The organism is Candidatus Amarolinea aalborgensis, from assembly GCF_900491745.1.
GTDB classification, from domain to species: Bacteria; Chloroflexota; Anaerolineae; order SSC4; family Amarolineaceae; genus Amarolinea; species Amarolinea aalborgensis.
This window is the reverse complement of sequence record NZ_UETR01000011.1, coordinates 1-24,650: the sequence shown is the minus strand read 5'-3', so window position 1 is coordinate 24,650 and position 24,650 is coordinate 1. Positions and strand designations below refer to the sequence as shown.

19 protein-coding genes are annotated in these 24,650 nt (G+C 63.6%); 10 read left to right on the top strand and 9 right to left on the bottom strand.

What is annotated here, in order from left to right; translation table 11 throughout:
* Positions 1 to 23 precede the first annotated feature (23 nt).
* Together ACPQ6D_RS14610 and ACPQ6D_RS14605 are read left to right on the top strand one after the other, a co-directional pair.
* A complete protein-coding gene (locus ACPQ6D_RS14610) occupies positions 24 to 1,088 on the top strand; it encodes a 3-oxoacyl-ACP synthase III family protein (RefSeq protein ID WP_423225081.1) in 1,065 nt (354 codons plus the stop codon).
* Positions 1,085 to 1,756: a nucleotidyl transferase AbiEii/AbiGii toxin family protein gene (locus ACPQ6D_RS14605; RefSeq protein ID WP_423225080.1), complete on the top strand. Its 672-nt coding sequence runs from the start codon at positions 1,085 to 1,087 to the stop codon at positions 1,754 to 1,756. Before ACPQ6D_RS14610 ends, ACPQ6D_RS14605 begins: the two co-directional genes overlap by 4 nt.
* Before the next feature lie 20 nt (positions 1,757 to 1,776).
* Here ACPQ6D_RS14605 and ACPQ6D_RS14600 read toward each other — a convergent pair whose 3' ends face one another.
* From ACPQ6D_RS14600 to ACPQ6D_RS14585, 4 genes are all read right to left on the bottom strand, one after another.
* On the bottom strand, positions 1,777 to 2,889 hold the full coding sequence (locus ACPQ6D_RS14600; protein WP_423225079.1) for an LLM class flavin-dependent oxidoreductase: 1,113 nt from the start codon (positions 2,887 to 2,889) through the stop codon (positions 1,777 to 1,779).
* A gap of 198 nt (positions 2,890 to 3,087) precedes the next feature.
* Positions 3,088 to 4,425 (bottom strand): BCD family MFS transporter, encoded by a 1,338-nt coding sequence (locus tag ACPQ6D_RS14595; RefSeq protein ID WP_423225078.1) that lies wholly within the window; start codon positions 4,423 to 4,425, stop codon positions 3,088 to 3,090.
* A 167-nt stretch (positions 4,426 to 4,592) separates the two neighbouring features.
* A complete protein-coding gene (locus ACPQ6D_RS14590) occupies positions 4,593 to 5,822 on the bottom strand; it encodes a BaiN/RdsA family NAD(P)/FAD-dependent oxidoreductase (protein ID WP_423225077.1) in 1,230 nt (409 codons plus the stop codon).
* A gap of 53 nt (positions 5,823 to 5,875) precedes the next feature.
* Positions 5,876 to 6,535: a histidine phosphatase family protein gene (locus tag ACPQ6D_RS14585; RefSeq protein WP_423225076.1), complete on the bottom strand. Its 660-nt coding sequence runs from the start codon at positions 6,533 to 6,535 to the stop codon at positions 5,876 to 5,878.
* Between the two features lie 288 nt (positions 6,536 to 6,823).
* Between ACPQ6D_RS14585 and ACPQ6D_RS14580 the strand changes: the two genes are divergently transcribed.
* The 7 genes from ACPQ6D_RS14580 (at position 6,824) to ACPQ6D_RS14550 (ending at position 15,308) form a co-directional block, all read left to right on the top strand.
* The gene (locus ACPQ6D_RS14580; RefSeq protein WP_423225075.1) at positions 6,824 to 9,613 is read left to right on the top strand and encodes a 2-oxoglutarate dehydrogenase E1 component; all 2,790 of its coding nucleotides are present in this window, start codon (positions 6,824 to 6,826) and stop codon (positions 9,611 to 9,613) included.
* 105 nt (positions 9,614 to 9,718) lie between these two features.
* Positions 9,719 to 10,603, top strand: coding sequence for an ABC transporter ATP-binding protein (locus tag ACPQ6D_RS14575; RefSeq protein WP_423225074.1), 885 nt, complete (start codon positions 9,719 to 9,721; stop codon positions 10,601 to 10,603).
* The gene (locus ACPQ6D_RS14570) at positions 10,600 to 11,388 is read left to right on the top strand and encodes an ABC transporter permease (protein ID WP_423225073.1); all 789 of its coding nucleotides are present in this window, start codon (positions 10,600 to 10,602) and stop codon (positions 11,386 to 11,388) included. Before ACPQ6D_RS14575 ends, ACPQ6D_RS14570 begins: the two co-directional genes overlap by 4 nt.
* A gap of 62 nt (positions 11,389 to 11,450) precedes the next feature.
* Positions 11,451 to 11,843, top strand: coding sequence for a nuclear transport factor 2 family protein (locus ACPQ6D_RS14565; RefSeq protein ID WP_423225072.1), 393 nt, complete (start codon positions 11,451 to 11,453; stop codon positions 11,841 to 11,843).
* A gap of 266 nt (positions 11,844 to 12,109) precedes the next feature.
* Positions 12,110 to 12,622, top strand: a complete 513-nt coding sequence (locus ACPQ6D_RS14560) for a protein-tyrosine phosphatase family protein (RefSeq protein WP_423225071.1) — start codon at positions 12,110 to 12,112, stop codon at positions 12,620 to 12,622.
* A 44-nt stretch (positions 12,623 to 12,666) separates the two neighbouring features.
* Complete coding sequence (gene odhB, locus ACPQ6D_RS14555) at positions 12,667 to 13,872, top strand: 2-oxoglutarate dehydrogenase complex dihydrolipoyllysine-residue succinyltransferase (RefSeq protein ID WP_423225070.1); 1,206 nt, start codon at positions 12,667 to 12,669, stop codon at positions 13,870 to 13,872.
* 98 nt (positions 13,873 to 13,970) lie between these two features.
* Complete coding sequence (locus tag ACPQ6D_RS14550) at positions 13,971 to 15,308, top strand: cytochrome P450 (RefSeq protein ID WP_423225069.1); 1,338 nt, start codon at positions 13,971 to 13,973, stop codon at positions 15,306 to 15,308.
* A gap of 985 nt (positions 15,309 to 16,293) precedes the next feature.
* Here ACPQ6D_RS14550 and ACPQ6D_RS14545 read toward each other — a convergent pair.
* From ACPQ6D_RS14545 to ACPQ6D_RS14525, 5 genes are all read right to left on the bottom strand, one after another.
* Complete coding sequence (locus ACPQ6D_RS14545; RefSeq protein ID WP_423225068.1) at positions 16,294 to 16,725, bottom strand: PaaI family thioesterase; 432 nt, start codon at positions 16,723 to 16,725, stop codon at positions 16,294 to 16,296.
* Positions 16,726 to 16,780: 55 nt separating this feature from the next.
* Positions 16,781 to 17,656, bottom strand: a complete 876-nt coding sequence (locus tag ACPQ6D_RS14540; RefSeq protein WP_423225067.1) for a DinB family protein — start codon at positions 17,654 to 17,656, stop codon at positions 16,781 to 16,783.
* Between the two features lie 192 nt (positions 17,657 to 17,848).
* Positions 17,849 to 18,991 carry a DNA gyrase C-terminal beta-propeller domain-containing protein gene (locus ACPQ6D_RS14535; RefSeq protein WP_423225066.1) on the bottom strand — a complete coding sequence of 381 codons (1,143 nt, stop codon included), beginning with the start codon at positions 18,989 to 18,991 and terminating at the stop codon, positions 17,849 to 17,851.
* Positions 18,992 to 19,004: 13 nt separating this feature from the next.
* Positions 19,005 to 20,033 carry a DUF3048 domain-containing protein gene (locus ACPQ6D_RS14530; RefSeq protein WP_423225065.1) on the bottom strand — a complete coding sequence of 343 codons (1,029 nt, stop codon included), beginning with the start codon at positions 20,031 to 20,033 and terminating at the stop codon, positions 19,005 to 19,007.
* Positions 20,034 to 20,150: 117 nt separating this feature from the next.
* Positions 20,151 to 21,380, bottom strand: a complete 1,230-nt coding sequence (locus tag ACPQ6D_RS14525) for a DUF3048 domain-containing protein (protein ID WP_423225064.1) — start codon at positions 21,378 to 21,380, stop codon at positions 20,151 to 20,153.
* Between the two features lie 360 nt (positions 21,381 to 21,740).
* Between ACPQ6D_RS14525 and ACPQ6D_RS14520 the strand changes: the two genes are divergently transcribed.
* Positions 21,741 to 24,509, top strand: coding sequence for a WD40/YVTN/BNR-like repeat-containing protein (locus ACPQ6D_RS14520; protein WP_423225063.1), 2,769 nt, complete (start codon positions 21,741 to 21,743; stop codon positions 24,507 to 24,509).
* Positions 24,510 to 24,650: the final 141 nt, after the last annotated feature.

The following is a 24,650-nucleotide window of genomic DNA, read 5'->3' as shown; positions in this document are numbered from 1 at the left end:
AATCCGGACACAGGAATCGGTTCATGCCCTACGCGCAGATTCTGTCCACAGGCCGCTACGTGCCTGAACAGGTCGTCACCAACGCCGATGTCAGCGCCATGTTGGGCCAAGATGTTGGCCCCTGGCTGATGGAGAAGGTGGGGATTGAGGAGCGCCACGTCATGGCGCCGGAGCAGGCGACCTCTGACCTGGTGGTGGCCGCGGCCCAGCAGGCGCTAGACCGCGCCAGACTGGTCGCTACCGATCTAGACCTCATCATCGTGGCGACCGACACGCCCGATTATTTGAGTCCCGCCACGGCCTCGGTGGTGCAAGGTAAATTGGGTGCGACCCAGGCCGGCGCTTTTGATGTCAACTGCGCGTGCGCGGCCTGGGTCACAGCCCTGGACATCGGCAGCCGCTACATCGCCACTGATGCGAGCTACAGCCATATCCTGGTCGCGGGCGCTTATGGCATGACGCGCTTTCTCGACTGGCATGACAAGCAGACTGGCGCGCTCTTTGCAGACGGTGCGGGCGCCGTCATCCTGGGCGCGGGCGCCGAACCAGGCTTCCTGGGCGGCAAGCTGCTGGCGATGGGCGAATTTCACGACGCGCTCGGCGTCTACACCGGCGGCACCTTCCGGCCGGCCACACCCGAAGTCATCAACGCGCAAGGCAAGCCGCGTGTGCAGTTCGTGCGCAAGTTCCCAGCCACCTTCAACAGCGAGCGCTGGCCGCCGCTGATCCGCCAGGTGGTCGCACGCGCGGGGCTGACCGTGGATGATGTCAACTGGTTTTTCTTCACGCAGCTCAACGTCAACACCATCAAGACGGTGATGAGCAACCTCGGCCAGCCGCTCAGCAAGACGCACTGGATCATGGATAAATGGGGCTACACAGGCTCGGCCTGCATTCCGATGGCCCTGGACGACGCGATCGAGCAGGGCAAAGGGCCACGCGCTGGCGATTATGTCATCTTCTGCGCGACCGGCGGCGGCATGGCCATGGGCTGCGTCCTTTTCCGCTGGACAGCCGCGCAGACAGGCTATACACCGGTATCAGTTGCTACCGGAAGCGGGCAATCCAAGGGGTTAGCAGCACCATGACAGACGACATCGCCACCTCAACCATCGCCTACGAGCACAGCCTGAACGCTGGCGCCTTGACCTTGCGCGAGTATGCTACGGCTGAACCGTTGCCGTTGGCCGTGATTCACGAAGCGGTATTGGATTTCCTACGCCACCGTGACGACGTGGCGGTTTTTGGGGCGCAAGCGGTCAACGCCTACGTGCGTGAGCCGCGTATGACGCAGGATATTGACCTCATGTCAACGCATCCGGCTGAACTGGCCGCAGAGTTGCGTGACTACCTGGCGCGCCGCTTCACCATCGCCGTACGTATTCGTGAGGTTGCCGGCGGGCGGGGCTTTCGGTTGTACCAGGTGCAAAAGACAGGCAACCGTCACCTGGTTGATGTGCGAGGGGTGACGACCCTGCCGGCGGTCGAGCGACTGGCCGACATCCTGGTCATAGCGCCTGTCGAGCTTCTTGCCAGCAAAGTCATCGCCTATGCTCAGCGCCGCAGCAGCCCCAAGGCAGGGACCGATTGGCGCGATATCGCCTTGTTGTTATTGACGTTTCCCTCATTCAAGCGCGATCCAGGCCCGGTGACAGACCGGCTTCTGGCGGGTCTGGCTGATGAAACGGTTCTCGCGGCGTGGCGTGAGCTGGTCGCACAGCCGCTGGTCGCGGGGCATGAGGACGACGAGTTCTGAGCATCCCTTCTGCAACAGACCTAACTGGGTGACGTAGCAGGCGTCGCCTTGGCCGCAATACGGCGCTGAATCTCCTCACGCACCACCGGGGCCACCCGCGTGCCCAGCAGCTCAATCGCCCGCATCATCTTGGGGTGTGCAATGGTCCCCACACCAAGCTGCAAGAGCAGCCGTTGATGACCGAACAGCTCGTGCTGAAAGAGAATCTTCGCGCTGATTTCTTCCGGCGTGCCGACGAAATCCGCGCCGCGCAGCCGGCGTGACGCTTCGAACTGCTGGCGCGTGATGGCGCCCCATCCGCGCTCGCGTCCAATCTTGTTCATCATTAGCGCATAGCTGGGGAAATAATCGTCCGCGGCTTGCTGCGAGCTGTCGGCCAAAAATCCGTGCGAATTGATGCTGAGGCTGAGCTGGGCGTGGCCGGCGCGGCGGCCCGCCTCGCGATAGTGTTCGACCAGCGGCACGAACTGTTCGGGCATACCGCCGATAATGGCGAGCGCCACCGGCAGCCCCAGCCGGCCTGCGCGCGCAATAGACTCCGGCGTGCCGCCGACGGCAATCCAGATCGGCAGCGGCTCTTGCACCGGACGCGGATAGACGCCGAGATCGCGCAGCGGGGGCCGATGGACGCCCGACCAGGTGACGCGTTCGGAAGCGCGCAGCCTCAAGAGCAAATCGAGTTTCTCCGTAAAGAGGTCGCTGTAGTCTTTCAGGTCATAGCCGAACAGCGGAAACGACTCGATGAACGAACCGCGGCCGGCCATGATTTCCGCGCGGCCGTTGGAGAGCAGATCGAGCGTCGCGAAGTCCTGAAAGACACGCACCGGGTCGTCCGAGCTTAAAACTGTGACCGCGCTGGTCAGGCGGATGCGCTTGGTGCGCGCGGCCGCGGCGGCCAGAATTGTCGCCGGCGAGGAAGAGACAAAATCGGGTCGGTGGTGCTCACCAATCCCAAAGACATCCAGGCCGACCTGGTCAGCCAACTCAATTGTTTCGAGCAGGTTGCGCATACGCTGCGCCGGACTCACACTCGCGCCGGTGACGGGATCAGGCGTTAGCTCAACGAACGAATAAATGCCCAGTTCAAAGGCCTGGCTGTGCACATCGGGCTGCGGGGAGGGTTGGATTGGCATGGTCTACTCCTATTGGTCAACATCGTGGCCCAAGCAACCGCGACTGGGAAGCACTGGTTGTTTAAGGCGGCGCTATTATACCCGCAGCGCGCCGAACGGACAATACGTGCGAGAATCGCCAGACGGGATTGGGTGAAAAAGAAAACCGGGTCTGTGCCAAAACCCGGTTTCCCTGCCGAAGCGACGCCCCGTGAGATATCAATCAGCCGCGGCGCCGATCAAATCAGCCGCCCGCCGCTCCACCGTTTGTGTGAATTGCCCCAGGTCAAGCCGGAGCAGGAAGAAGACCGCCACTACCACGCCGACGGCTTCCAGGGCAAAGGTCGCGCCATAGGCGGCCCCAAAATTGCCCAACCAGGCAAGGGACAGGTCGCGTGAGATGACGCCGATCAGCCCCGACAGGCCGCGCCCCATCAACTGCATCAGGCTCCAAACGCCCATGAAGGTGCCGGCCAGGCGCTCATCCGACATGCGCATCATCAGCGCCAGACTGCCGACGTTGAAGATGCCCATGCTAAGCCCCAGGATGAGCAGCGCGGGCGAAACCAGCGGCAGCTGCTGGCGGGCGGAAGCCAGGCTCAACAGGACGAAGGCCAGGGCGCTGCCCACCGCGCCCACAATCGAGATCGTGACATCCGTCGGGCGGCGCGGCCGACTGCTGATCGCCAGCGTGCCCAACATGCCCAACAGCACGCCCATGCCCCAGTAGGCGTTGAACATGGTAGTCTTGCCCACCGGCAGGCTGAAAACATCGCCGCCAAACGGCTCCAGAATCTGATCGTAGGCAAAGATGAAAAGCGCTGAGATCAGCAGGAAGGCGGCAAAAACACGTGTGCCGGTGTTGTTCCACACGGCGGCCAGGGTGCGGCGCAGCGGAGCCGGAGCGGGTTGGCGGGTCGCGGCCGCTGCTGGCTGCCGCTTCTCCTCACCCCACAAGGAGATGAAGAAGAGCGCCGTGGCAATGGTCGGCGCCACCAAGAACAGCTTCTGCACGGCCGCCGGATCGTAGACCGGCAGGAGGCGCGCGTACAGGATGGGCACGACGGCAAAGCCGGTGATGAGCATCGTCCACACAATGCCCACGGCGCGGCCTCTCTGTTCCGCAGGCGCCACATCATGGATGAGCGCCAGGAACGCGGTGCCCGAGATGGCGCGCCCGATGCCGTACAGCACAAAGGCAATGAAGGCCACGCTCCAGCCCCATGAGGCGCCGGACGCAATACTCCAGGCAATCAGCGGCAAGAGTGGGAACGGCGCCACCATCAGCAGGCGGCCGCCTAGCGCATAGGGCAAACGGCGCAGTCCCGCCAGCGGTCGCACGTCTGACAAATAGCCGCCCCAAACTAAAAGAGGGGCAAGAAAATTGTGCAGCGTTAGCACCAGCCCAACCGGCGTCGCGGGCAGGCCCAACTCAACAATCATGACGCGATTCCACACGCTGAAAGCCAACAGATCAATCATGGCCGAGCCGATGTGGAAAAGGCCGAGTTTCAGAATGCGCCACAAGGGCAGCTTGGCTTGAGAAGATGAAGACATGAGGTTGATGGTCACGCTCAGAAATGGAATTTATATCAAAATCTTAGTAAATCTATGGAATAATATCACAGATTGTGCATGGCGTCAAGACGCTAAATGTTGACGAATCTCCGGTCTCTGATCTCTTACCTTCGAACACCCGTTTCTGAGAGGAACAAGGTGTTGGATCACCCGCGGCGGCTGAGCGCATTGCCAGCCAGCCAGCCGGTCGTCCACGCGCTCTGAAAATTGAAACCGCCGGTCACACCGTCCACATCCAGGATTTCACCGGCCAGGTAAAGACCGGGGCAGCAGCGGCTCTCCATGGTCTTGAAATTGACCTCGTCCAGGGTCACGCCGCCGCAGGTGACGAATTCCTCTTTGAATACGCCCTTGCCCTCGATGGCATACACTCCGGCTGTCAACTCATCCAGCAGGCGCTGTAATTGCAGCCGGGTCAGGTCGCCCCAACGCTGGCCCTCGCTCACCCCGGCGGCCTGCGCCAACCGCTGCCACAGGCGCAGCGGGAGATCGAAAAGCGCCTGACTGCCCGGTGTGCGGCGCGCCTGCGCGGTCTTGACCGCTTGCAGATGATCATGGGCAGCCTGTCGCGTCCAGCCGGGCAACCAGTTGATGCGCAGCTCCGCCTGGTACTGCTGATCGTGCAGCACGCGCGCGCCCCACGCTGACAGCCTCAGCACGGCCGGCCCGCTCAACCCCCAGTGCGTGATGAGCAGCGGGCCAGACTGCGCCAGCCCGCTCTCTGGCAGGCGTAGATGCGCCAACGGCACTGACACGCCGGCCAGACCGGCCAGTCGCGCATCAGGCACCGTGAAGGTGAACAGCGAGGGTACGGGCGGTTGAATGGTGTGGCCCAAGTCCTGCGCCCAGACATATGCGCGGCGTTCGCCGCCGGTCGCCAGCAGCACGCCATCCGCCGTCAGGGTCTCTCCGGTCGCCAACTCAATCTGAAAGGCGCCTCCCGTGAGCCGGCTCACCCGCGTCACAGACGCGTGCGTACGCAGCGCCACGCCGGCCGCGTGCGCGGCGTGCAGCAGGCAGGCCACGATCGTCGCCGAAGAATCGGTCACTGGAAAGACGCGACCGTCCGCCTCGGTCTTGAGCGCCGCCCCGCGGTCGGCAAACCAGGCAATCGTGTCACGCGGCTGAAAACGCATGAACGGCCCGCGCAAGGCTTTGCCGCCGCGTGGATAAAACGTCACGAGCTGCGCTGGATCGAAGCAGGCGTGGGTGACATTGCAGCGTCCTCCGCCGGAGATGCGCACCTTGCTCAGCGGCTGCGCGGCCTTTTCCAGGATCGTCACCTGCGCGCGCGGATTCGCCTCCGCGCAGGTGATGGCAGCCATGAAGCCCGCGGCCCCGCCGCCAATGATAACAACATTCGGGTGTGAATTCATGGACTGTATTGAAGGGTAGTTTGCAGCATAGACACCGAGTCAACTGGCAGGGACTAATCCCACCACTTGGACAACCGCCCATCGGAGCGCGGCGGCTGATCCACGTAGTGCGAGACGTCGTTGAACAACATCAGCCGCGCGCGCACCGCGTCCTTGAAGTCGAGCACGTTCAGACAGGCAGGGGACTGGTCGAGGCGGTCGCGGTAGCCGCGGGCATCGAAGCCGAGCAGGCTGCTGATGATCAGGCGGATGGTCGCTTTGTGTGAGACGACCACTACGTTTTCGCCTTTATGCTGCAGCACGATCTCGCGTATGACTGGCAGCGCCCGCGCCAGGACGCTGATCCCGGACTCGCCGCCTGCGGGGGCAAAGATGTAGGGGTCTTCCTCCCAGGCCGCGTACTCCTCCGCAAACTGCGCTTCGACATCGGCGCGGGTTAACTCCTCCCAGCGGCCGTGGTCAATCTCGCGCAGGCCGTCGCGCAGGATGGGTGCCAGGCCATGCGGCCGGCCGATGATGGCCGCAGTCTCGAGCGTGCGCTTGAGCGGGCTGGCATAGACGGTCGTGACGTGGTCATCCGCCAGCCGGCGAGCCAGGGCTTCGGCCTGCGCGCGGCCGACGTCCGACAGCTCAACATCCGTGGCCCCGGCAAAGCGGTCTTCGGCCGAAAGAACGGTTGCGCCGTGGCGAATCAGGAACAGTCGTGTGGACATGACGGTCTCCTCCTGGAAGACTGAAGTGGAAATTCGGATTTTATTGTAGCACACAGGATAAGGATACAACAAAACCAGCAGAGCCACCAGGGCATCGTTCGACCCCTGGCCCGCGTCCCGCAGCTCCTGCCTCGGTCTCCGATCTCCGATCTCTGGTCTCCGACCTCCGATCTCCGGTCTCTGATCTCCGATCTCCGATCTCCCTTCTTCAATTTCCACCCCGCCTTGATGTTCTGCCTGCTTTGTGCTAAACTCCAACTGCCCTGACATGCTATGGGAAAGAAACCGATGGACATCTGGCAAGAATTTCATGGCCCCAACGCGGGCTACATCCTGGAACTATATGATCGTTTCGTGCGCGACCCAGGCTCGGTAGACCCGGCCACGCGCGCCGCGTTTGCCGCGTGGCAGCCGCCGCGCGAGACCCTGCTGGCCGCGCCCGCCGCAGCTGCCGCGCCGCCTCCCAACCTGGACAAGGTGATGGCGGTCGTCAACCTGGCGCAGGCGATTCGGGAGTACGGGCACCTGGCCGCGCAGCTCGACCCGCTCGGCTCCGCGCCGCCAGGCGATCCCGCGCTGGACCCGGCCAGCCACGGCTTGACCGAGGCGGATTTGCAGATGCTGCCGGCCTCGCTCATCGGCGGCCCGTTGGCCGCGTCCGCGCGCACCGCGGCCGCAGCCATCCAGGCTTTGCGCCAGACTTACGCCGGCCACATCGGCTATGACTACGACCACATCCGCAACCCAGACGAGCGCGCCTGGCTGCGCACGGCCGCGGAAGCAGGCCCGTTCCGGCCGCCGGCGCTGCCCATGCGGCCCCTGGCCTTGCTCGAACGCCTGACCCAGGTCGAAGCCTTCGAGCATTTCCTGCACCGCATTTTTCCTGGCAAGACGCGCTTCTCCCTGGAAGGGCTGGACATGCTGGTGCCCATGCTCGATGAGATCATCGGCGCCGCGGCGGAAGATGAGGTGCGCAGCGTGCTGATGGGGATGGCGCACCGCGGGCGCCTCAACGTGCTGGCCCATGTGCTCAACAAGCCTTACGCGCAAATCCTGGCCGAGTACAAAGATCCGCTGCGCGGGGCTGGCTACACCATCCGTGAAGATTTGGGCTGGACCGGCGATGTCAAGTATCACAAGGGCGCACTGCGCGCGATTGGCGAAGGCGCGCTGGTCAACCTGCTGGTCAGCATGGCGCCCAACCCTAGTCACCTCGAATTTGTCAACCCCGTGGTCGAAGGTATGGCGCGCGCGGTCGCCACGCAGGCCTATCAGCCTGGCCCGCCGATCCTTGATGAACACGCGTGCCTGCCAATCCTCATTCATGGCGATGCGGCCTTCCCGGGTCAGGGCATTGTGGCGGAGACGCTGAACTTCTCGCGGCTTGCGGGCTATCGCACCGGCGGCACCATTCATGTCATCGCGAACAACCAGATTGGCTTCACCGCGCTGCGGCCTGAGGTGTGCAGCACGCTGTATGTCAGCGATCTGGCCAAAGGCTTCAAAGTTCCAATCGTACACGTCAACGCGGACGACCCAGAAGCCTGCATCGAGGTCGCACGGCTGGCCTATGCGTATACGGCGCGCTTCGAACGCGACTTCCTGATTGACCTGATCGGCTATCGGCGTTACGGGCACAACGAAGGCGACGAGCCAACTTTCACGCAGCCGTTGATGTACCAGGCGATCGAAAAACACCTCACGGTGCGCCAGTTGTGGGCAGGCGCGCTGATCGGCCGCGGCGTCAGCAGCCAGGCCTGGGCCGACTCGCTGCAGCAAGCGCGCATGGACGCGCTGCAGCAGGTGCTGGCCTCACTCAAACCGGAAGAGGACCTGGCGGAACAGCCGCCCGCACCGCCCCCGCCGGGCGCGGCTCGCCGCACCAAGACCGGCGTGCCGGCCGCGCAGCTGCGTGCGTTCAACGCGGCCCTGCTGGAAACTCCGCCTGGCTTCACGGTCAATCCCAAGCTGCTCAAGGCTATGGAAAAACGACGCCAGGCCTTCGCCAATCCCAGCGATGAGGAGACGTCGGTGGATTGGGCCACGGCGGAGGCGCTGGCCCTGGCTTCGATCCTGGCCGACGGCGCCCCGATCCGTCTGACGGGCGAGGACGTCGAGCGCGGCACCTTCAGCCATCGTCACGCGGTGTATCACGATGTCAAGACCGGCGCGCGCTTTATCCCGCTGCAGGCTTTGCAGCACGCGCGCGCCTCATTCGAGATTCACAACAGCCCGCTGACGGAAGGTGCGACGATTGGCTTTGAGTATGGCTACAGCATCCAAGACCCGCGGCGGCTGGTGATTTGGGAGGCGCAGTACGGCGACTTCATCAACGGCGCGCAGGTCCTGATTGACGAGTATCTGACCTCCGCGCGCGCCAAGTTTGGGCAGACGCCGTCGTTGGTGCTGCTGCTGCCGCACGCGTACGAAGGGCAAGGCCCGGATCACTCCAGCGCGCGGGTGGAGCGCTTCTTGCAGGCCGCGGCCGAAACCAACATACGCATCGCCAACTGCACCACGGCCGCGCAATACTTCCACCTGCTGCGCCGCCAGGCCGCGCTGCTGGAAACCGATCCCCTGCCGCTGGTGGTGTTGACGCCCAAGAGCCTCCTGCGCCATCCGCTCACAGCGTCGCCGCTGGCCGCGCTGGCGCAGGGGCATTGGCAGCCGGTAATTGACGACGCGCAGGCCAAGCCGCAGGCGATCCACCGGGTGCTGCTGTGCAGCGGCAAAGTGGCTGTGGACCTGCTGACGAGCAAGCAGCGGCCGGCGCATCCCGAAGTCGCGATCGTGCGCGTCGAGCAGTTGTATCCGTTCCCGCTGGCCGATTTGGGGCCGCTGCTGGAAGGTTATCCGGCCCTGCACGAGGTGGTGTGGCTGCAAGAGGAGCCGGAAAATATGGGCGCCTGGACGTATGCGCGCCCGCGGCTGCAGGAGCTGCTGGAAAAGCGCTGGCCTCTGCGCTACCTCGGCCGCCCGCGCGCCTCCAGCCCGGCCGAAGGATCTACCAACTGGCATGTCGTCAACCAAAACGCACTGATCGAACAGGCGTTTCAGCCGCTATCACACATCGGGTGAAACGGCGTCATCTCAGCACGTGGCATGAATCATCGAGAGTTCAGCCAACAGGGCGAAAAAGCTAAGAGAGATACCGCTGTGACGTTCGCCATCGAAACCCATGGGTTGTCAAAATCGTACGGCGCCGTGACCGCGGTGGACGCGGTCAATCTGCGCGTGGGCCCGGGAGAAATTTACGGCTTCCTGGGGCTGAATGGCGCAGGGAAAACCACCACCATCCGCGCCTTGTTGGGTATGATCCGTCCGAGCGCAGGCTCGGTGTCTGTACTGGGACAGCCGGTAGGGCCTCAAGGGCGCGGACCCTGGCGGCAAGTCGGTCACCTGGTCGAACAGCCGGCCGCCTATCCCGAGTTGACCGTCGCCGAGAACCTGGAGATCGCCCGCCGCCTGCACGGAATTGCCGACGTGCGCGCCACGTCCCATGTGATCGAGCGCCTGGGCCTTGCTGCGTACGCGCAGCGCAAGGCGGGCGCGCTGTCCACCGGCAATCTGCAGCGCCTCGGCCTGGCGCGCGCGCTGCTGCACGAGCCTGCGCTGTTGATTCTCGATGAGCCTGCGAACGGGCTTGACCCTGCGGGCGTGGTTGAAATCCGCGACCTGTTGGCGAGCCTCGCGCATGAGCAAGGCGTGACCGTGTTCATGTCGAGCCATATCTTGACCGAGGTGGATCGCCTGGCCACCCGCATCGGCATCATCCACCAGGGCCGCTTGATCCAGGAACTCGAGGCTGACCAAATGGAAGCCTTGCGCGCACAGCGGTTGGAAATCGAAGCGCGCGACCTGGAAGGTGCGCGCGGCGCCCTGACCGCAGCCGGCCTGGCGGTGAAGGCGGGCGCAGGCGGTCTGATCCTCAGCGACATGCGCGCGATCGAAGCGCCGGATGAGGTAGCCGCCATCCTCGTCAACGCGGGAACGCCGCCCACCAGGCTGGCTGTGGAACAAGAGGATCTCGAAGATTACTTCCTGCGCCTGACGCGAGGCGAGGTATGAACGCATTTCTGGCCGCCTTGTGGGCGGAGACGCTCAAAGCGCGCCGTTCCCGGGTCACTTGGGGAACAACGGCGGGTTTCTTGATCTTGCCCCTGATCGGCGGGCTGTTCATGATCATCTTGAAGAACCCGGAGCAGGCGCGTGCCCTGGGACTGATCAGCGTCAAGGCGCAGTTGGTGGGCGGGACGGCTGACTGGCCGGCGTTTTGGAGTCTGTTGACGCAGGGTGCGGCCGTGGGCGGCGGCATGATCTTTGCCTTTATCACCGCCTGGGTCTTTGGCCGCGAGTTTTCCGATCACACCGTGAAGGAACTGCTGGCCCTGCCTACGCGGCGTGAGACCATCGTCGGCGCCAAGTTCGTGCTGCTGGCGCTGTGGACCCTGGGGCTGACCGTGCTGGTGTTCGTGGTTGCGCTTGGCGTCGGAGCGGCCGTCGGCATGCCAGGCTGGTCGCTGGGCCTGGCCTGGGCCTCAGGCGGCACGCTTTTGTTGATCGCCTGGCTGCTCATGCAGCTCATGCCGCTCGTAGCCCTGGCGGCCAGCGCGGGGCGCGGTTATCTGCCTCCCCTGGGCTGGGCTTTGTCAACCCTGGTCTTTGCCCAAATCGCCGTCGTGTTGGGGTGGGGCGATTGGTTTCCCTGGGCGGTGCCCGCGTTGGCCAGCGGCATGGCTGGTCTCGGCGCCGAGAGGATTGCATTGCACAGCTACCTGGTGGTGTTTTTGGTCTTCGTGGTGGGGATGGCAGCCACCTTTGCATGGTGGCAGCGCGCAGATCAGGCGCGCTAGCCGCCGATCATGAATCCGGTTTTTGAGGCAGGTTCGGTAATTACTGTGTGAAAGGCTCTCTGATGAACGATCAACTCGAACGCAACAAACAGGCCGTCATGGGCTTCTACGACCTGATGTTCAACCAGTGCAAGCCCGCCGACGCGATTCAACAGTACGCGGGTGAGGTCTATATTCAGCATAACCCGCATGTCGCTGACGGCAAGCAGACGTTCATCGCCTATTTCGAGCGCATGGCCGCGGAATATCCCGGCAAGCGCGTCACTTTCAAACGCGCCATCGCGGAGGGCAACTTTGTGGTGCTGCACTGCTACCAGGAGTGGCCCGGCGATCGTGACCGCGAATGGGCCGGTATTGACATCTTTCGTCTGGATGACAACGGCAAGATTGTCGAGCATTGGGATGTGCTGCAGGTAGTGCCGGCAACGTCGGCCCATGACAACACCATGTTCTAAGTTGGTTAACAGGTTGTATCATGAGCTTACCGCCGTTAAAGCCGCTACATCCCGCACAGACCTTGATCCAACAGAAGCTCGGCCAATTTCGGCGTTTGAGAACAGAAGAACTTATCACGTCTTTGTTACCTGGGCATCCAGGAGCACTCAAAACCAGAGCCGATGGCACTATTCTGGATGGGCATCATCGCATTCAAGTGCTGCGGGAACGTGGTATTGACGTGGATCAGTTGCCGCGCGAAATTGTCCCCAGAAGGTGACAAACGGTGAAAACCATTTACGCAATTGAAGGACCGTGGGCAGGACGACTCGCGATTGTGGCTCGACCGCGTGGCGGTGAGTGGCTTGCAGATGAGGTTCTGCGCTGGCGACAAAGAGGAATTGATGTTGTGGTTTCTTTGCTCACACGCCAGGAGAACCAAGAATTAGGCTTAACGAATGAAGCCACCACGATCACAGAACAAGGACTCCTGTTTATCTCATTCCCCATTGTTGATCGCGGTGTACCATCAAGGCGATGGGACGCACAAGAACTGGTTGGTAGGCTGACGAGCCTGTTGACACAAGGTAAAAACGTCGCCATTCATTGTCGGCAAGGGGTTGGGCGTTCAGCGCTGCTCGCCGCGGCGCTGCTAGTGAATGCCGGCGTTGGGGTTGAACAAGCATTTCGGCAGATTGAGATGAGCCGCGGTTGTCCGGCGCCTGAGACGCCGGAGCAAAAACAGTGGGTAGAACAACTTATCGCCCAAGAGCCGGCGCCAGCGCTGCTTGACGGCTAAACCGAACAACGGGTGACGGCGGGGCGCCACCAGGGAGAGATCGAATGGCAATCAATATCGTTGTGCCCAGCCTGGGCGAGTCGGTCGTCGAGGCGACGGTGGCAGAATGGCTGAAGAAGGAAGGCGATGCCGTGGCCGTGGGCGAGGCGCTGGTGCGTCTGGAAACGGACAAAGTTGACCTGGAGGTGGGTGCGGAACAGGCCGGGGTGCTGGCACAGATCGCTCAACCGCAAGGCGCGGATGTCCAGGTGGGGCAAGTGCTTGGCATGTTGAACCTGGCAGGCGAGAGCAGAGCGGCTGCAGCGCCCGCCGCCCCGCCGGCCGCGCTCCGCGCGGATGACAAAGCCACGCCCGTGGCCCGGCGCGTGGCGCAAGAGGCGGGGGTGGATGTCAGTCGTGTGCCCGGCACTGGCCCCGGCGGGCGTGTGACCAAGGCTGATGTGCAAGGCTTTGCGGGCCAGCCCAAAGAGGAACAACCCACGGCTCCGGTCATGCCGCCGCCGCCACCGCCCACAACCGCCGCGCCCACAGTCGTCAGCGCCGATGCTGGCCGCTCCGTGGAGCGCGTGCGTATGAGCCGCCGGCGCCAGACGATCGCCCGACGCCTGGTGGAAGCGCAGCATACGGCCGCGATGCTAACCACCTTCAACGAGGTGGACATGAGCGCCGTGATGGACATTCGCAGCCGGCGCAAAGAGTCGTTCAAGGAACAGCATGGCATCGGCCTGGGCTTCATGTCCTTCTTCACCAAAGCGGTCATCGCCGCGCTGAAGGCCTTTCCGCGGCTCAACGCGGAAATCGAGGGCGATGAGATTGTCACCAAGCACTACTATGACATTGGCGTGGCGATTGGCGCGGCCGAAGGCCTGGTGGTGCCGGTGCTGCGCGATGCCGACCGCATGACCTTTGCCCAAATCGAGCAGGCCATCAAGGCGTTTGCGCAGAAGGTTGACCAGGGCACGCTCACGCTGGACGATCTGCGAGGCGGCACGTTTACCATCACCAACGGCGGCGTCTTCGGTTCGTTGTTGAGCACGCCTATCCTCAATGCCCCCCAGGTTGGCATCCTGGGCATGCACAAGATCGAGTCGCGGCCGGTCGTCGTCAACGGTCAGATCGTCATTCGGCCGATGATGTACCTGGCGCTCAGCTACGATCACCGCCTGGTGGACGGCCGCGAGGCGGTGCAGTTCCTGGTCAAGGTCAAGCAGTTGATCGAAGACCCGGAGGCACTGCTGTTGGAAGCCTGACGATGCCCCCGACTAACCCCTGATGGGAACGCCAGGCGCGCCGGCGCGATCCGCTGCTGCCTTGCGTTCCAACAAGCAACGAAATGCTAAGGAAACCTATGACAACGTCTACTACGTCAAACATCCCGCCTTTGGCGCCGGGCCTGCCTTTCGTGGGCAGCATCCTTGCGCTGGCGCAAGATGCACAGGATTTTTTCTACACCCAGTATCGCCAGTTGGGCAATGCCTTCCGCGTGCGCGCCTTGGGGCGCGAGTTCAAGGTGCTGGCCGGGCCTGAGATCAACATTGCCATGGCGACACAGCCAGACGCCTTCACAGCCTGGGATATTTGGGAACCTGTCGTGCGCGATTTCGGCGGCCGCAGAACCCTGACAATGGTGGATGGCCCCGAACATGCCCGCATGCGACGACTCTTACGCCAAAGCTTCTCACGTGAAGCGTTGGTCACTCACATCCCGATGGTCACCGACGTGGTCGTTGAGTCTCTGCGCCGTTACACGGTTGGCGCCCGTATCCCAGGCGTCTACTTCATGCAGCGCATGACCGCGGACGTCCTGGGTCTCTTGAGCAACGGACGTGTGCCGGGCGATCAATTTGACGACATCGTGCTGTGGTGGAATACGATGATGGAAGTCTTCATCTCGCGTTCAAAACCAGTAAGCAAGATCAGCCAACCTGCCTATCGTCAGGCGCGCGCACGCGTCAAGGAGTTTGCCACCACGGTGTTCACGGATCGGCAAGCCAACCGTCCTGTCGCGGCTGAAGACAACTTCCTGGACAATCTCGCTGATACCAGTCAGCAGGACCCGGAATTCCTCAACCATGACGAAGCCCTCTTCCTGACCCTCGTGGCCTACTTCGCTGGCCTCGACACGGTCGCCAATGTCTCTTCGTTCATGCTCTATGAGCTGCTGAAGCATCCGGACATCCTGGCGCGCGTCCGCGCCGAAGCCGATCAAGCGTTTGCGCAGGGCACACCGGCCGCGGACAGCTTACGTGCCATGCCCACGCTGCACGCCACCGCGCTGGAAACGCTGCGCCTGTATCCCATTGCCGGCGTCCTGCCGCGCATCACAGCCCGCGACTTCGAGTTTGCCGGTTACGTGATCCCCAAGGGCGAACATTTCATGGTGGCGAATGCGGCGCCCCATTTCGCCCCGCAGTTCTACGCCGATCCTTACCGATTCGACATCACGCGCTATAGCGAGCCGCGCCTTGAGCACAAGAAACGGGGCGTCTTTGCCCCCTTTGGTTCTGGTCCCCACACATGCCTGGGCGCCGGTCTGGCCGAAGTTCAGATTATGCTCGTCATCGCGACGCTGCTGCATCATGCCGAGCTTGCCCTCGATCCGGCCAACTATCGGCTGAAGAAGGCCTATCTGCCGTCCATGACCCCCAAAGGCTTCGGCTTCAGCATCACCGCCTGGCGGTCGTAGGTTACAGCTCCGCGGTGACGTGTGATTCCCACGCCGGAGATGTGACCGATGAGACAAGTCGTGTCTAATCGTAGGTCACAGCTCCGCTGTGACGTGCGCCGTCACACTGAATTGACGGATTGTAGGTCACAGCTCTGCTGTGACGTCGCACGTCACACCGATGACTTGAGCTTTGAAGAAAGCCGTGCCGTGGGTACGATTGTCACACCGGAGATGTGACCTACGAAAGAACTTGTAACCGCGAGTGGGATTTCGAGGTAGGACGCAGATGGTCGCAGAAACACGCAGATTAAACGGGATAGTTGTAGGTCGCAGCGGAGCTGTGACGTGCGACGTCACAGCGATGACTTGAGCTTTGAAGAAAGCCATGCCGTGGGTGCGATTGTCACACCGGAGATGTGACCGGCGAAAAAAGCTCGTGCCGTGAGTGCGATTTCGAGGTAGGACGCAGATGGTCGCAGAAACACGCAGATTAAACGGGATAGTTGTAGGTCACAGCTCCGCTGTGACGTGCGCCGTCACACTGAATTGACGGATTGTAGGTCACAGCTCCGCTGTGACGTGCGACGTCACAGCGATGACTTGAGCTTTGAAGAAAGCCATGCCGTGGGTGCGATTGTCACACCGGAGATGTGACCTACGAAAGAACTTGTAACCGCGAGTGGGATTTCGAGGTAGGACGCAGATGGTCGCAGAAACACGCAGATTAAACGGGATAGTTGTAGGTCGCAGCGGAGCTGTGACGTGCGACGTCACACTGAATTGACGGATTGTAGGTCACAGCTCCGCTGTGACGTGCGACGTCACAGCGACGACTTGAGCTTTGAAGAAAGCCGTGCCCTGGGTGCGATTGTCACACCGGAGATGTGACCTACGATGAGAGCTCATGCTGTGAGTGCGATTGTCATACCGGAGATGTGACCTACGAAAGAAGTGAGCGATCGAGGCGCCCGCATCCTCAGATACGGGCGCTTTGCAATAACGGTCAAATGGCGTAGGGAATCGCGTAAGTCACGGTCGCGTGCGCCACGGCGTCGGGATCATCCCCCGAGTAGATGAGGACTTCGCCCACGGCCAGGCGGCGCCCGCGCTTGAGCAGCCGCGCCTCGCCAATGATGTCATGCCCAGCGACCGGTCGGCGCAGGAAGTTGATATTCAGGCTGACCGTTACCGCCAGCGGCTGCAGGCCGATCTCGCCCAGCAGCGCCATGTACATGGCTGTGTCAGCCACGGTCATGAGCGTCGGCCCGGAGACAGTGCCGCCGGGGCGTAGATGGCGCGGCCCGATGGGCTGGCGGATGCGCGCCTTGCCCTCGCCCACGGCTTCGATCTGAAGCGTAGTTTGGGGAAATTCACCGACCAGGAAACGCTGCAGAGCTTCCGCGGTCATGGGTTGTGCATGATTGTCAGACATCATTCATTCTCTGTGGCAGCCGTGGCCGCGACCGTTCGGCTGAGCTCACGACGAAGCCTCAGTCGCCTGATGACTTGAGGATTACGGCGATCTCCTCGCTGCGCGCGGCGATAGAAGCCGCCGCGTGCCGCACAAGCGCATCGCCCACGCCCGCGGCGCCAATCAAAGCACCTTCAACCTCAGCCAGCGCGGCGTAGATCAAGCGCAGCAGGCGCCGGGCTTCCGTGGGCGCGTGCCCCAGGGCCAGCAGAGTCTTGTCTACCTGGATCGTATGCTGGCGCAGATGGGCATCGAAGCGGTGCAGGCGAAAGCGCAGCGGCAGGTCGTACCCTTCCCAATAACGCGACGGCCAGGCCAGCTCTTCTTCCGTCACATCGGCAAATTCAGCCAGCACCCGGTCGTGCCACTGGGCAGCAAACGCCAGCAGATCAGCAAACTCACCCCCAAGCTGCGCCAGCAGCGCGGCATCGCTTGCGCCCACGGCAGCTTCCCACGTCTCGTCGGTCATTTCCGGCGGCTGTTCTATGCCGTCGCGTCGACTGTCCAGCGTATAGCGCACCACGGCGTAGAAACCAATCGTGGCCTGGGCCATGTGAGCCAGGGCTTGGTGCACCGACCACTCGCCGGGCGCGGGCGGCCGGGTCGCCAGGGCGGGTGAGACGCCCAGCAGCGCGGCCTCGAGATCACGTTGGGCCAGATGGTAGAGGGCCAGGATGCGCTGGCCAGCCGTGGGCGGGGAACCAGCGGCAACGCGAGCCGTCAGCAAGCGCACCGCCAGTTCACGCAGCTCTTCGTAAGTACGAAAGAAGGCAAAGCGCACACCTTCCTCGTCGTACGCCCCCCACACCCAGGGTCGTTCCAGGTCAGCGGCCGAAGCGCCCTGCGTGACGTGTGTGAACGCCTCCACGGCCTGCGCAATACTGATGTCACTCATGTTGATCATACCTCCGTGCAAGACATTTCCTGGCGCATCGGTAACTGCTCAGGCATCCCACGCCGACTGCAGCCGCCGAATGAATTCGAACTGAAAGAGCGTTCCACCGCAAGGTCGGCGCAAGCCGACCGGCATCGCGTCTACGCAGGTAGACGCCAGGCGGTGCGCCCATCAGACGCGATTTCAATTGCGCTAACCAGGCGGTGTGCTGACGGTTGCGGCGGCCACGCGATCACCGCGCAGTTCCATCACATTGACGCCTTGCGCCACGCTGGTGCGCGGCGGCACCTCCGCGGCGTCGAAGCGAATCAGCTTGGCAAACGCGCTGATGCACAACACCTCATCCGCATCGCTGACCGACAGCGCGGCCACCAGGTTATCGGTCTTGATGGCAATTTTGCCCTGACCGCCCACGGTTTTGCTGGCGGCAAAGCTCTCCATCGGCCGGCGTACGCCCTGCCCATCCGCGCTGACCAGGAGCACGCTGCCGTCAGCCGGCAGCGGCGTCAGGCCCACCAGTCGTTCTTGCGGCGTCAACCGCATACCGCGCGTACCCCGGTGCGACACCAGTTTCTCCTCGAAACGGATGCCCAGGCCTGTGTTGCTCGCCAGGAAGAGATCGCCATCGCCGCGGCTCAGGCACATGACGGTCGGCGCGCCGCCATCCTTCGGATCGTACAAAATGGTCCCGTCAGCCAGGTTAGGGCCGATGACGTTACGGCGAAGGCGGCGCACGACGCCCGTGGCCGCGCCCAGCAGCACCCAGGGGCGGTCGCTTTCGTTGGCATCATTCACCGCCAGCACCGCGCCGATCTTCTCGCCCTCGGTCAGGCGCAGGCGCTCGGCCAGGCTGTCGCCCCGGTCGCGTACATCGCCCAGGCGCAGGGTGTTTACGGGGACGCGGAAGGTGCGGCAGCGTGTCGTCACCACCACCAGCGTCTCACTCGCCAGCGCAGTCAGCAGAAACGCGGGCGCGTCGTCGTCCTTGAGCTTGATGTCGTAGACGCCCATGCCGCCCCGGCGCTGTTTTCCATACGCGTTGAGCGGCGTGCGCTTGAGCATGCCCTGGCCGCTGAGGCTGATGAGCATCGTGTCCGGCGGATATTGAACGGCCGGTAGATTGAGCGGCTCGGGCTCGCCCCGCTCCGCCGCGGGCGACCGCGGCGCGCTGGCGCGCGGCGCGGCGGGCGGCGCGGGGCGGCGCACGCCCCTGACCTGCTCCAGCTCCGCGCGCAGGCTGCGATTTTCGGCCTGCAGCGTCTCGATGTACGCGCGCACGGCCGCAGAAAGCGCGGTCAGGTCCGGCAAGGGGTCGCTGTGAATGTCGTCAGGCATGGACTCTTCTTTCTTACTGTGCGGTTACCTTCATCTCGGGCGTTACGACCTCGATCCAGGTATTGCCGGGTCGCAGCGGAATGACCTGACCGTTGGCGTCGAGGAACGTCAAAGGCGCCTGGCGATCTGCGCGCACCCATTTGCCGGGGTAGGCCTTGCCATCGCGGTAGACAGTCAACGCGCCTTCGCCCCACAGCTGAATTTCGATCGAGCGATTGATGCCCACATCCACCGTGCCATGCTCCAGGATTGGCGTTGCCACATGCACAGCCGTCATCACCACCACATTGGCCGCAGTCAACTGCGTGTTGGTAGCCGCATCTTTGTGAACCACGTTCCCCTGCCAGCGCAACCAACGGGTTGTTGCCAGATCGTAGCGCCATTCGACGCGATCGCTGGGCGTGGGGTAAGGAATCTTGAGCTTGGCGACTGCGCTGCCGCCGGCCGGCGCGCTGGCGTCGAACACCCAACCAAGCCGCGGCTCCGGCGCCTTGTTCCAACCGCGCTTCTGCGCGACATTCCACAGCGTAGTCGTGCTGGCGTACAAATTGTGCGGCACGGCGCGCTTGGGGTCGCGGAAATAGGCCGGGCCATTGAGCGCCTGCTCCAAAAGACGATCCTTGAAGTCCGATTCGTACAGCATCTTGCGCACTTCGGTAGAAGCGCCAGAGAAGCAGAGCACGGCATCGAAAATCACCGGCCATTCCAGGTCAGGCAGGCGCGCGCTGCGGATCGAACCGACGCGCTCCGCGCCCTGGCTGTGGAAAATAGCCGTCATGCGCGTCAGGTTGTACTCAACGCGCTGCTCGATCACCACATCGGCCTTGCTCAGCCCGCCTTGCGGTCGTACATTCGCGGTATTTGCCACCTTGATCGCCAGCGGCCGCCGAGACAGAATTTTCGAATCGCGCACCGGCAGCCCCGTGAACGGCGCGACCGCGCCATCGGCTGGCGTCGTCGCCGCCCTGGCTGGCCCGACCACACCGGTCAACAACACAATCACTCCCATCAACACCCGCGCTACACCCCACAGCCGTCGCATCCTCACCTCCGTTTCTCTTCTCTTCCCCAAATCAACCTGCTTCCTCATCTGATCCTTCTTCCCATCAACACCCCCACCACCCAATCTCTGATCTCCGATCTCTGGTCTCTGGTCTCCCTACTGCGCCGTCACCGCCATGTCGAGCGGGATCAACTCTAGCCAGGTATTGCCCGGCTTGAGCGGGATCAGGTTGCCGTTGGCGTCCACGAAGCGCAAGGGATCCTGGCGACCGCTGCGGATCCATTTGCCCTGGTAGGCCTGGCCGTCCCGGTACACCGTGGCCGGACCTTCGCCCCACACCTGGATCTCAATCGAGCGGTTGACGCCGCGATCCACCGTGTCATGCTCCAAAATCAGGGTCGGCACATGATTGGCCGCCATGACCACGACATTCGCGCTGGTCAACTGCGCGCCGGTGGTGGCATCAGTTTGCCCCACACCCCCTTGCCAGCGCAGCCAACGGCCGCTGCCCGCGTCATAGCGCCACTCCACGCGATCGCTGCCCGTGGGATAGGGAATCTTGAGGCTGGATACGCCGCGACCGCTGGCCGGCGGGCTGACGCTGAAAACCCAGCCCAGCGCCGGCTGTGGGCGCTTGTTCCAGCCGCGCGCCGCAGCCACGTTCCACAGGGTGGTGGTGCTGGCAAAGAGATTGTTCGGCACGGCGATCTTGGGATCGCGGAAGTAGGCGCTGCCGTTGCGCGCCTGTTCCAGGATGCGATCGGCAAAATCCGAAGCGTACAGCTTCTGGCGCACCGGCTCGACGCCGCCGGAGAAGCACAGCACGGCGTCGAACACCGCCGGCCATTCCAGGTCGGGCAGGCGCGCGCTGCGAATCGAGCCGACGCGCTCCGCGCCCTGGCTGTAGTAAATCACCGTAAACCGGGTCAGGTTGTACTCGACGCGCTGCTCGATCACCACGTCCGCCTTGCTCAGGCCGTTTTGCGGCCGCACGTTTTCGGTATTCGCCACCTTGATCGCCAGGGGCCGCCGGTCGCGCACGGCCGCGTCAGTTAGCGGCAGGCCGGTGAAAGGCGCCAGGTTCGGATCTTTGGCTGGATCGAGATAGCCGCTGGGCAGCGGTGTGTTGGTGGGCGTCTGGGTGGGAGGGACCGGAGTGTCTGTCGGCAACACTGGCGTGTCGCTGGGCAGCAGCGCCGGCGTCGCGGTCGGCGCCGTCTCTTTGGGCGCGTCGGTGGCCTGGGCCGCCGGCGCCTTCGGCGTTTTGGTCGGGGTCGGAGAAGGTTCGGCGTTGGGCTGACCGCAGCTCGTCAGCAACAGGATCGCAATCAGCAGCCAGGGAAGGCCCCAGGCGCGGCGGTGATTCACAGCAGATTTGATAGGCATAGGACTCATTCTCGCAACAACAGGTTCAGCGCCGCCGGCATCGTGCAGCCAGGGGCGGCGTCGCGTGATTATAACATCGGCGTATCTGCGGCCCAAATGGCCGGGGCGGGAGATAATGGATGGACGAGATGCGGCGGTCAGGATTCACCTCCGTGCGGGCGACGGCCTCGGCTCATACGAGCACCGCGACCTGGCGCGCGCCTGGTCATAATGTCACCACATCGCCTGAGGACGGCCTGCGTCATCACAATGGGAAAGCAGACGACCTGGGCAGCGCCGAGGTCGTCATGCCCGCAGCCAGATTGCCGGCGCCTGGCTGGGCAACTGGCGGCAGCAATTCCCCTTGCGCAGGAGGATAGCATGAGATCCAAATCACTAATGCTCATCGGCGGCGCGCTGTTGGCCCTGCTCGTGCTCGCGAGTGTGGCTTCGGCGAGCCTGGGGCGCACCGTCCCTCCCCCAGACCCCTGGTTCATGCTGACGCCTCCCCCCGATGGCCGGCCGGCTCCGCCGTGGACGTCCTGGCTTTACTTGCCCCGGCTCCAGTACAACGTGCCTGCTGTTCAGCCGACCGCAACGCCAACGCCTACCGTGCAGCATACGGCCACGGCCACTCCCTCACGCACCCCCACGCCCACCCCAACCGGCGCGGTCTTCCCCGCCAGTGTGCGCGAGTTGGTCGTGGCGCCCGGCGAGCCAGGTCTGGTGTATGCGCTGACCAACAGCCAACTGCTGCTGGTCAGCGCAGACCGCGGTGAGAGCTGGCAGCCGGCGCCGCAAGGCGTGCCGCCGGCCGTGGGCCGGGCTGGCCTGGGCATGGACTACGCCAACCCCAGCACGCTCTACCTGGGCACGGAGGCCGGGCTGTTCCGCACCAACGCCAACGGCCAGTGGCAGATGCTGCACACCGTGCACACCCACGCGCTGTCGGTGGAGTACAGCCGGCCTACCACGCTCTGGGCCGCGCCCAACTGGGGTCACGACTTCGGCGGCGGTGTGATGGTGATCAAGAGCGACGACGGCGGGCAGATCTGGCGCGCAGCCAGCGGCGACCTCAGCGGCTGGACCGCAGCCAACCCCATCATTATTGATCCGGACGATCCCAATACGCTGTACCTGACCACCTCCACCAAATACGGCGGTGGAATCCTGTACCGCGGCACCAACGCGGGCAACTGGCGCTGGCTGCCGCTGCCCACCATGGGCTATTACGTGAATACCGGTCTGGCCTTCGACAACGGCGCCAACGCGTTGTACATGGGCAGCCGCAGCCCCGGTAAGCTCTGGCGCAGCCTCAACGCCAACACGCCGACGCCTGAGGATGTGCAGTGGCAGCTCGTGCACGACTTTGGCGCCAACAAGTCGGTGGTTCCGCTGGCCGTCGGTTGGGGGCCGCAGGGCGCCGCGCTCTACGTCAACCTGACCGACACCGGCGACTGGAGCACGCAGTTGGTGCGCAGCGACGATGAGGGCGCCACCTGGCATACGCTCAGCCTGCCGCCAGGCCCACCCCCACCGCCCAGCAACCAGTATCAACTGATCGTCAATGGCTATCCCGCCATTCGTCAGATCGCTGACTATCGCACGCAAGACCGCTACGCCACCAGCTTCGCGGGGCTGCATCGCAGGATTAGCTACAACGATTGGACCCTGGTCAACAACGCCGCGCCGCGGCCGAAATTCGTCTTCAGCCCGGCCAATTCCAGCGTAATCTGGTCTGGGCTGACGCCGCGCTGCCTGGCCGGTGGGCCCGATGAGCCGATGTACAAGAGCACAGACGGCGGCCGTACGTGGGCTGAAGCGCCGGCCGGACTCAACTTGCAGCCGGTCGTGGCCCACCCGACCAACATCAATAAGGTCTACGCCTTTGGCTGCGATGGCGTCTACCTGACGAACGATGGTGGAGCCACCTGGCAGCACCAGGACTCCGACCTCTGGCGGGCCTACTTCGTGTCGGACATCGCGCCGATTGATCCGAGCTGGACCACGGTCTACGCCAGCGGCATCAGTGAAGGCGGCGGCGGCATGGTGGCCCGCAGCACCAATGGCGGCCAGACCTGGCAGCAGGTGACTCCGCTGTATGACGACATCTGGGGAGTTACTGATGTGTGGGTGGATCCCACCCATCCCAGCCGCGTCTATTTCGTGGAGCCGAACGGCGTCTGGCGCAGCCTGAACGGCGGCGGCGCCTGGCAGCGCTTCACCGCAGGCCTGGAGAATATACTCTGGGCGCCAGGTCGAGAGACCTATGGCCTGCTCGAGATCATCAATCGCCTGGACGATCCCAGCCGCCTGTATGTGGGCACGGCGGCCGGGCTGTACGAGGGCTTCAACTACGGCCAGACATGGCAAAAGATCAGCGGCTACAGCTGGGATAATCAGCCGGTGGATGGCCTGCTGACCGACGGCAGCAATGGCGTGTGGCTGAACAGCCCAGACGGGGCGTTCTACGTCTACTTCGGCTACGCTACGCCCACACCGACGCCGCCGGCCGGCGCCAGCCCGACGCCAACGCCCACGGCGACGCCCACACCCTCCGACTGCTCCAACATGCTGGTGAACGGCGGCTTCGAGACCAACGAGGCGTGGGTCATCCGCCCCAATCCGGTGCTGGCCGCCTATGTGACATCACCGGTGCACAGCGGCAGCCGCGCCATGCGCACAGGCATCGCGCAGGGCGGCGCCAACGTCGAGAGCTACTCGCCCGTCGAACAGGCCGTGGTCGTGGCAGGGATGGGGAGGTCAGAGGTGCGCTTCTGGCGCTACAACGTGTGGGGTGACGGCGCCAGCGGCCAGGCGACCGCAGCGCCGCCCGATCCGCAGATGCTGCCGCGCAACGAGGTGGAACTTCAGCACTTTCTAAGCCACGACGCCAGCGATGTCCCGTCGGCGCCGCTGCTCACCGATTTCTTCTATGTCCTCGCCATCCGCAGCGACGGCAGTCTCGTCTGGTTGCTGACCGAGCGCATCAACAACCCAACCTGGCGAGAGGTCACATCCCTCGACCTGACTCCGTATGCGGGTCAGACGCTGCGCCTGCAGTTCGGCACCTACAACAACGGCACGGGCGGCATCAGCCGTACGGTCCTTGACGATGCCGCGCTCCTGATCTGCCATCCATCACCGTAGTCCACACGTAGGCAACGCGCACACCAGCACCCCCAACCGTTGCGGTTGGGGGTGCGTCCCGCGACGCAGACACCGACCGCTGCGGCTGCATCTTCACCAACCGCACCTGGTTGTGGGAACAGCCGCAGCGGTCACAGCACG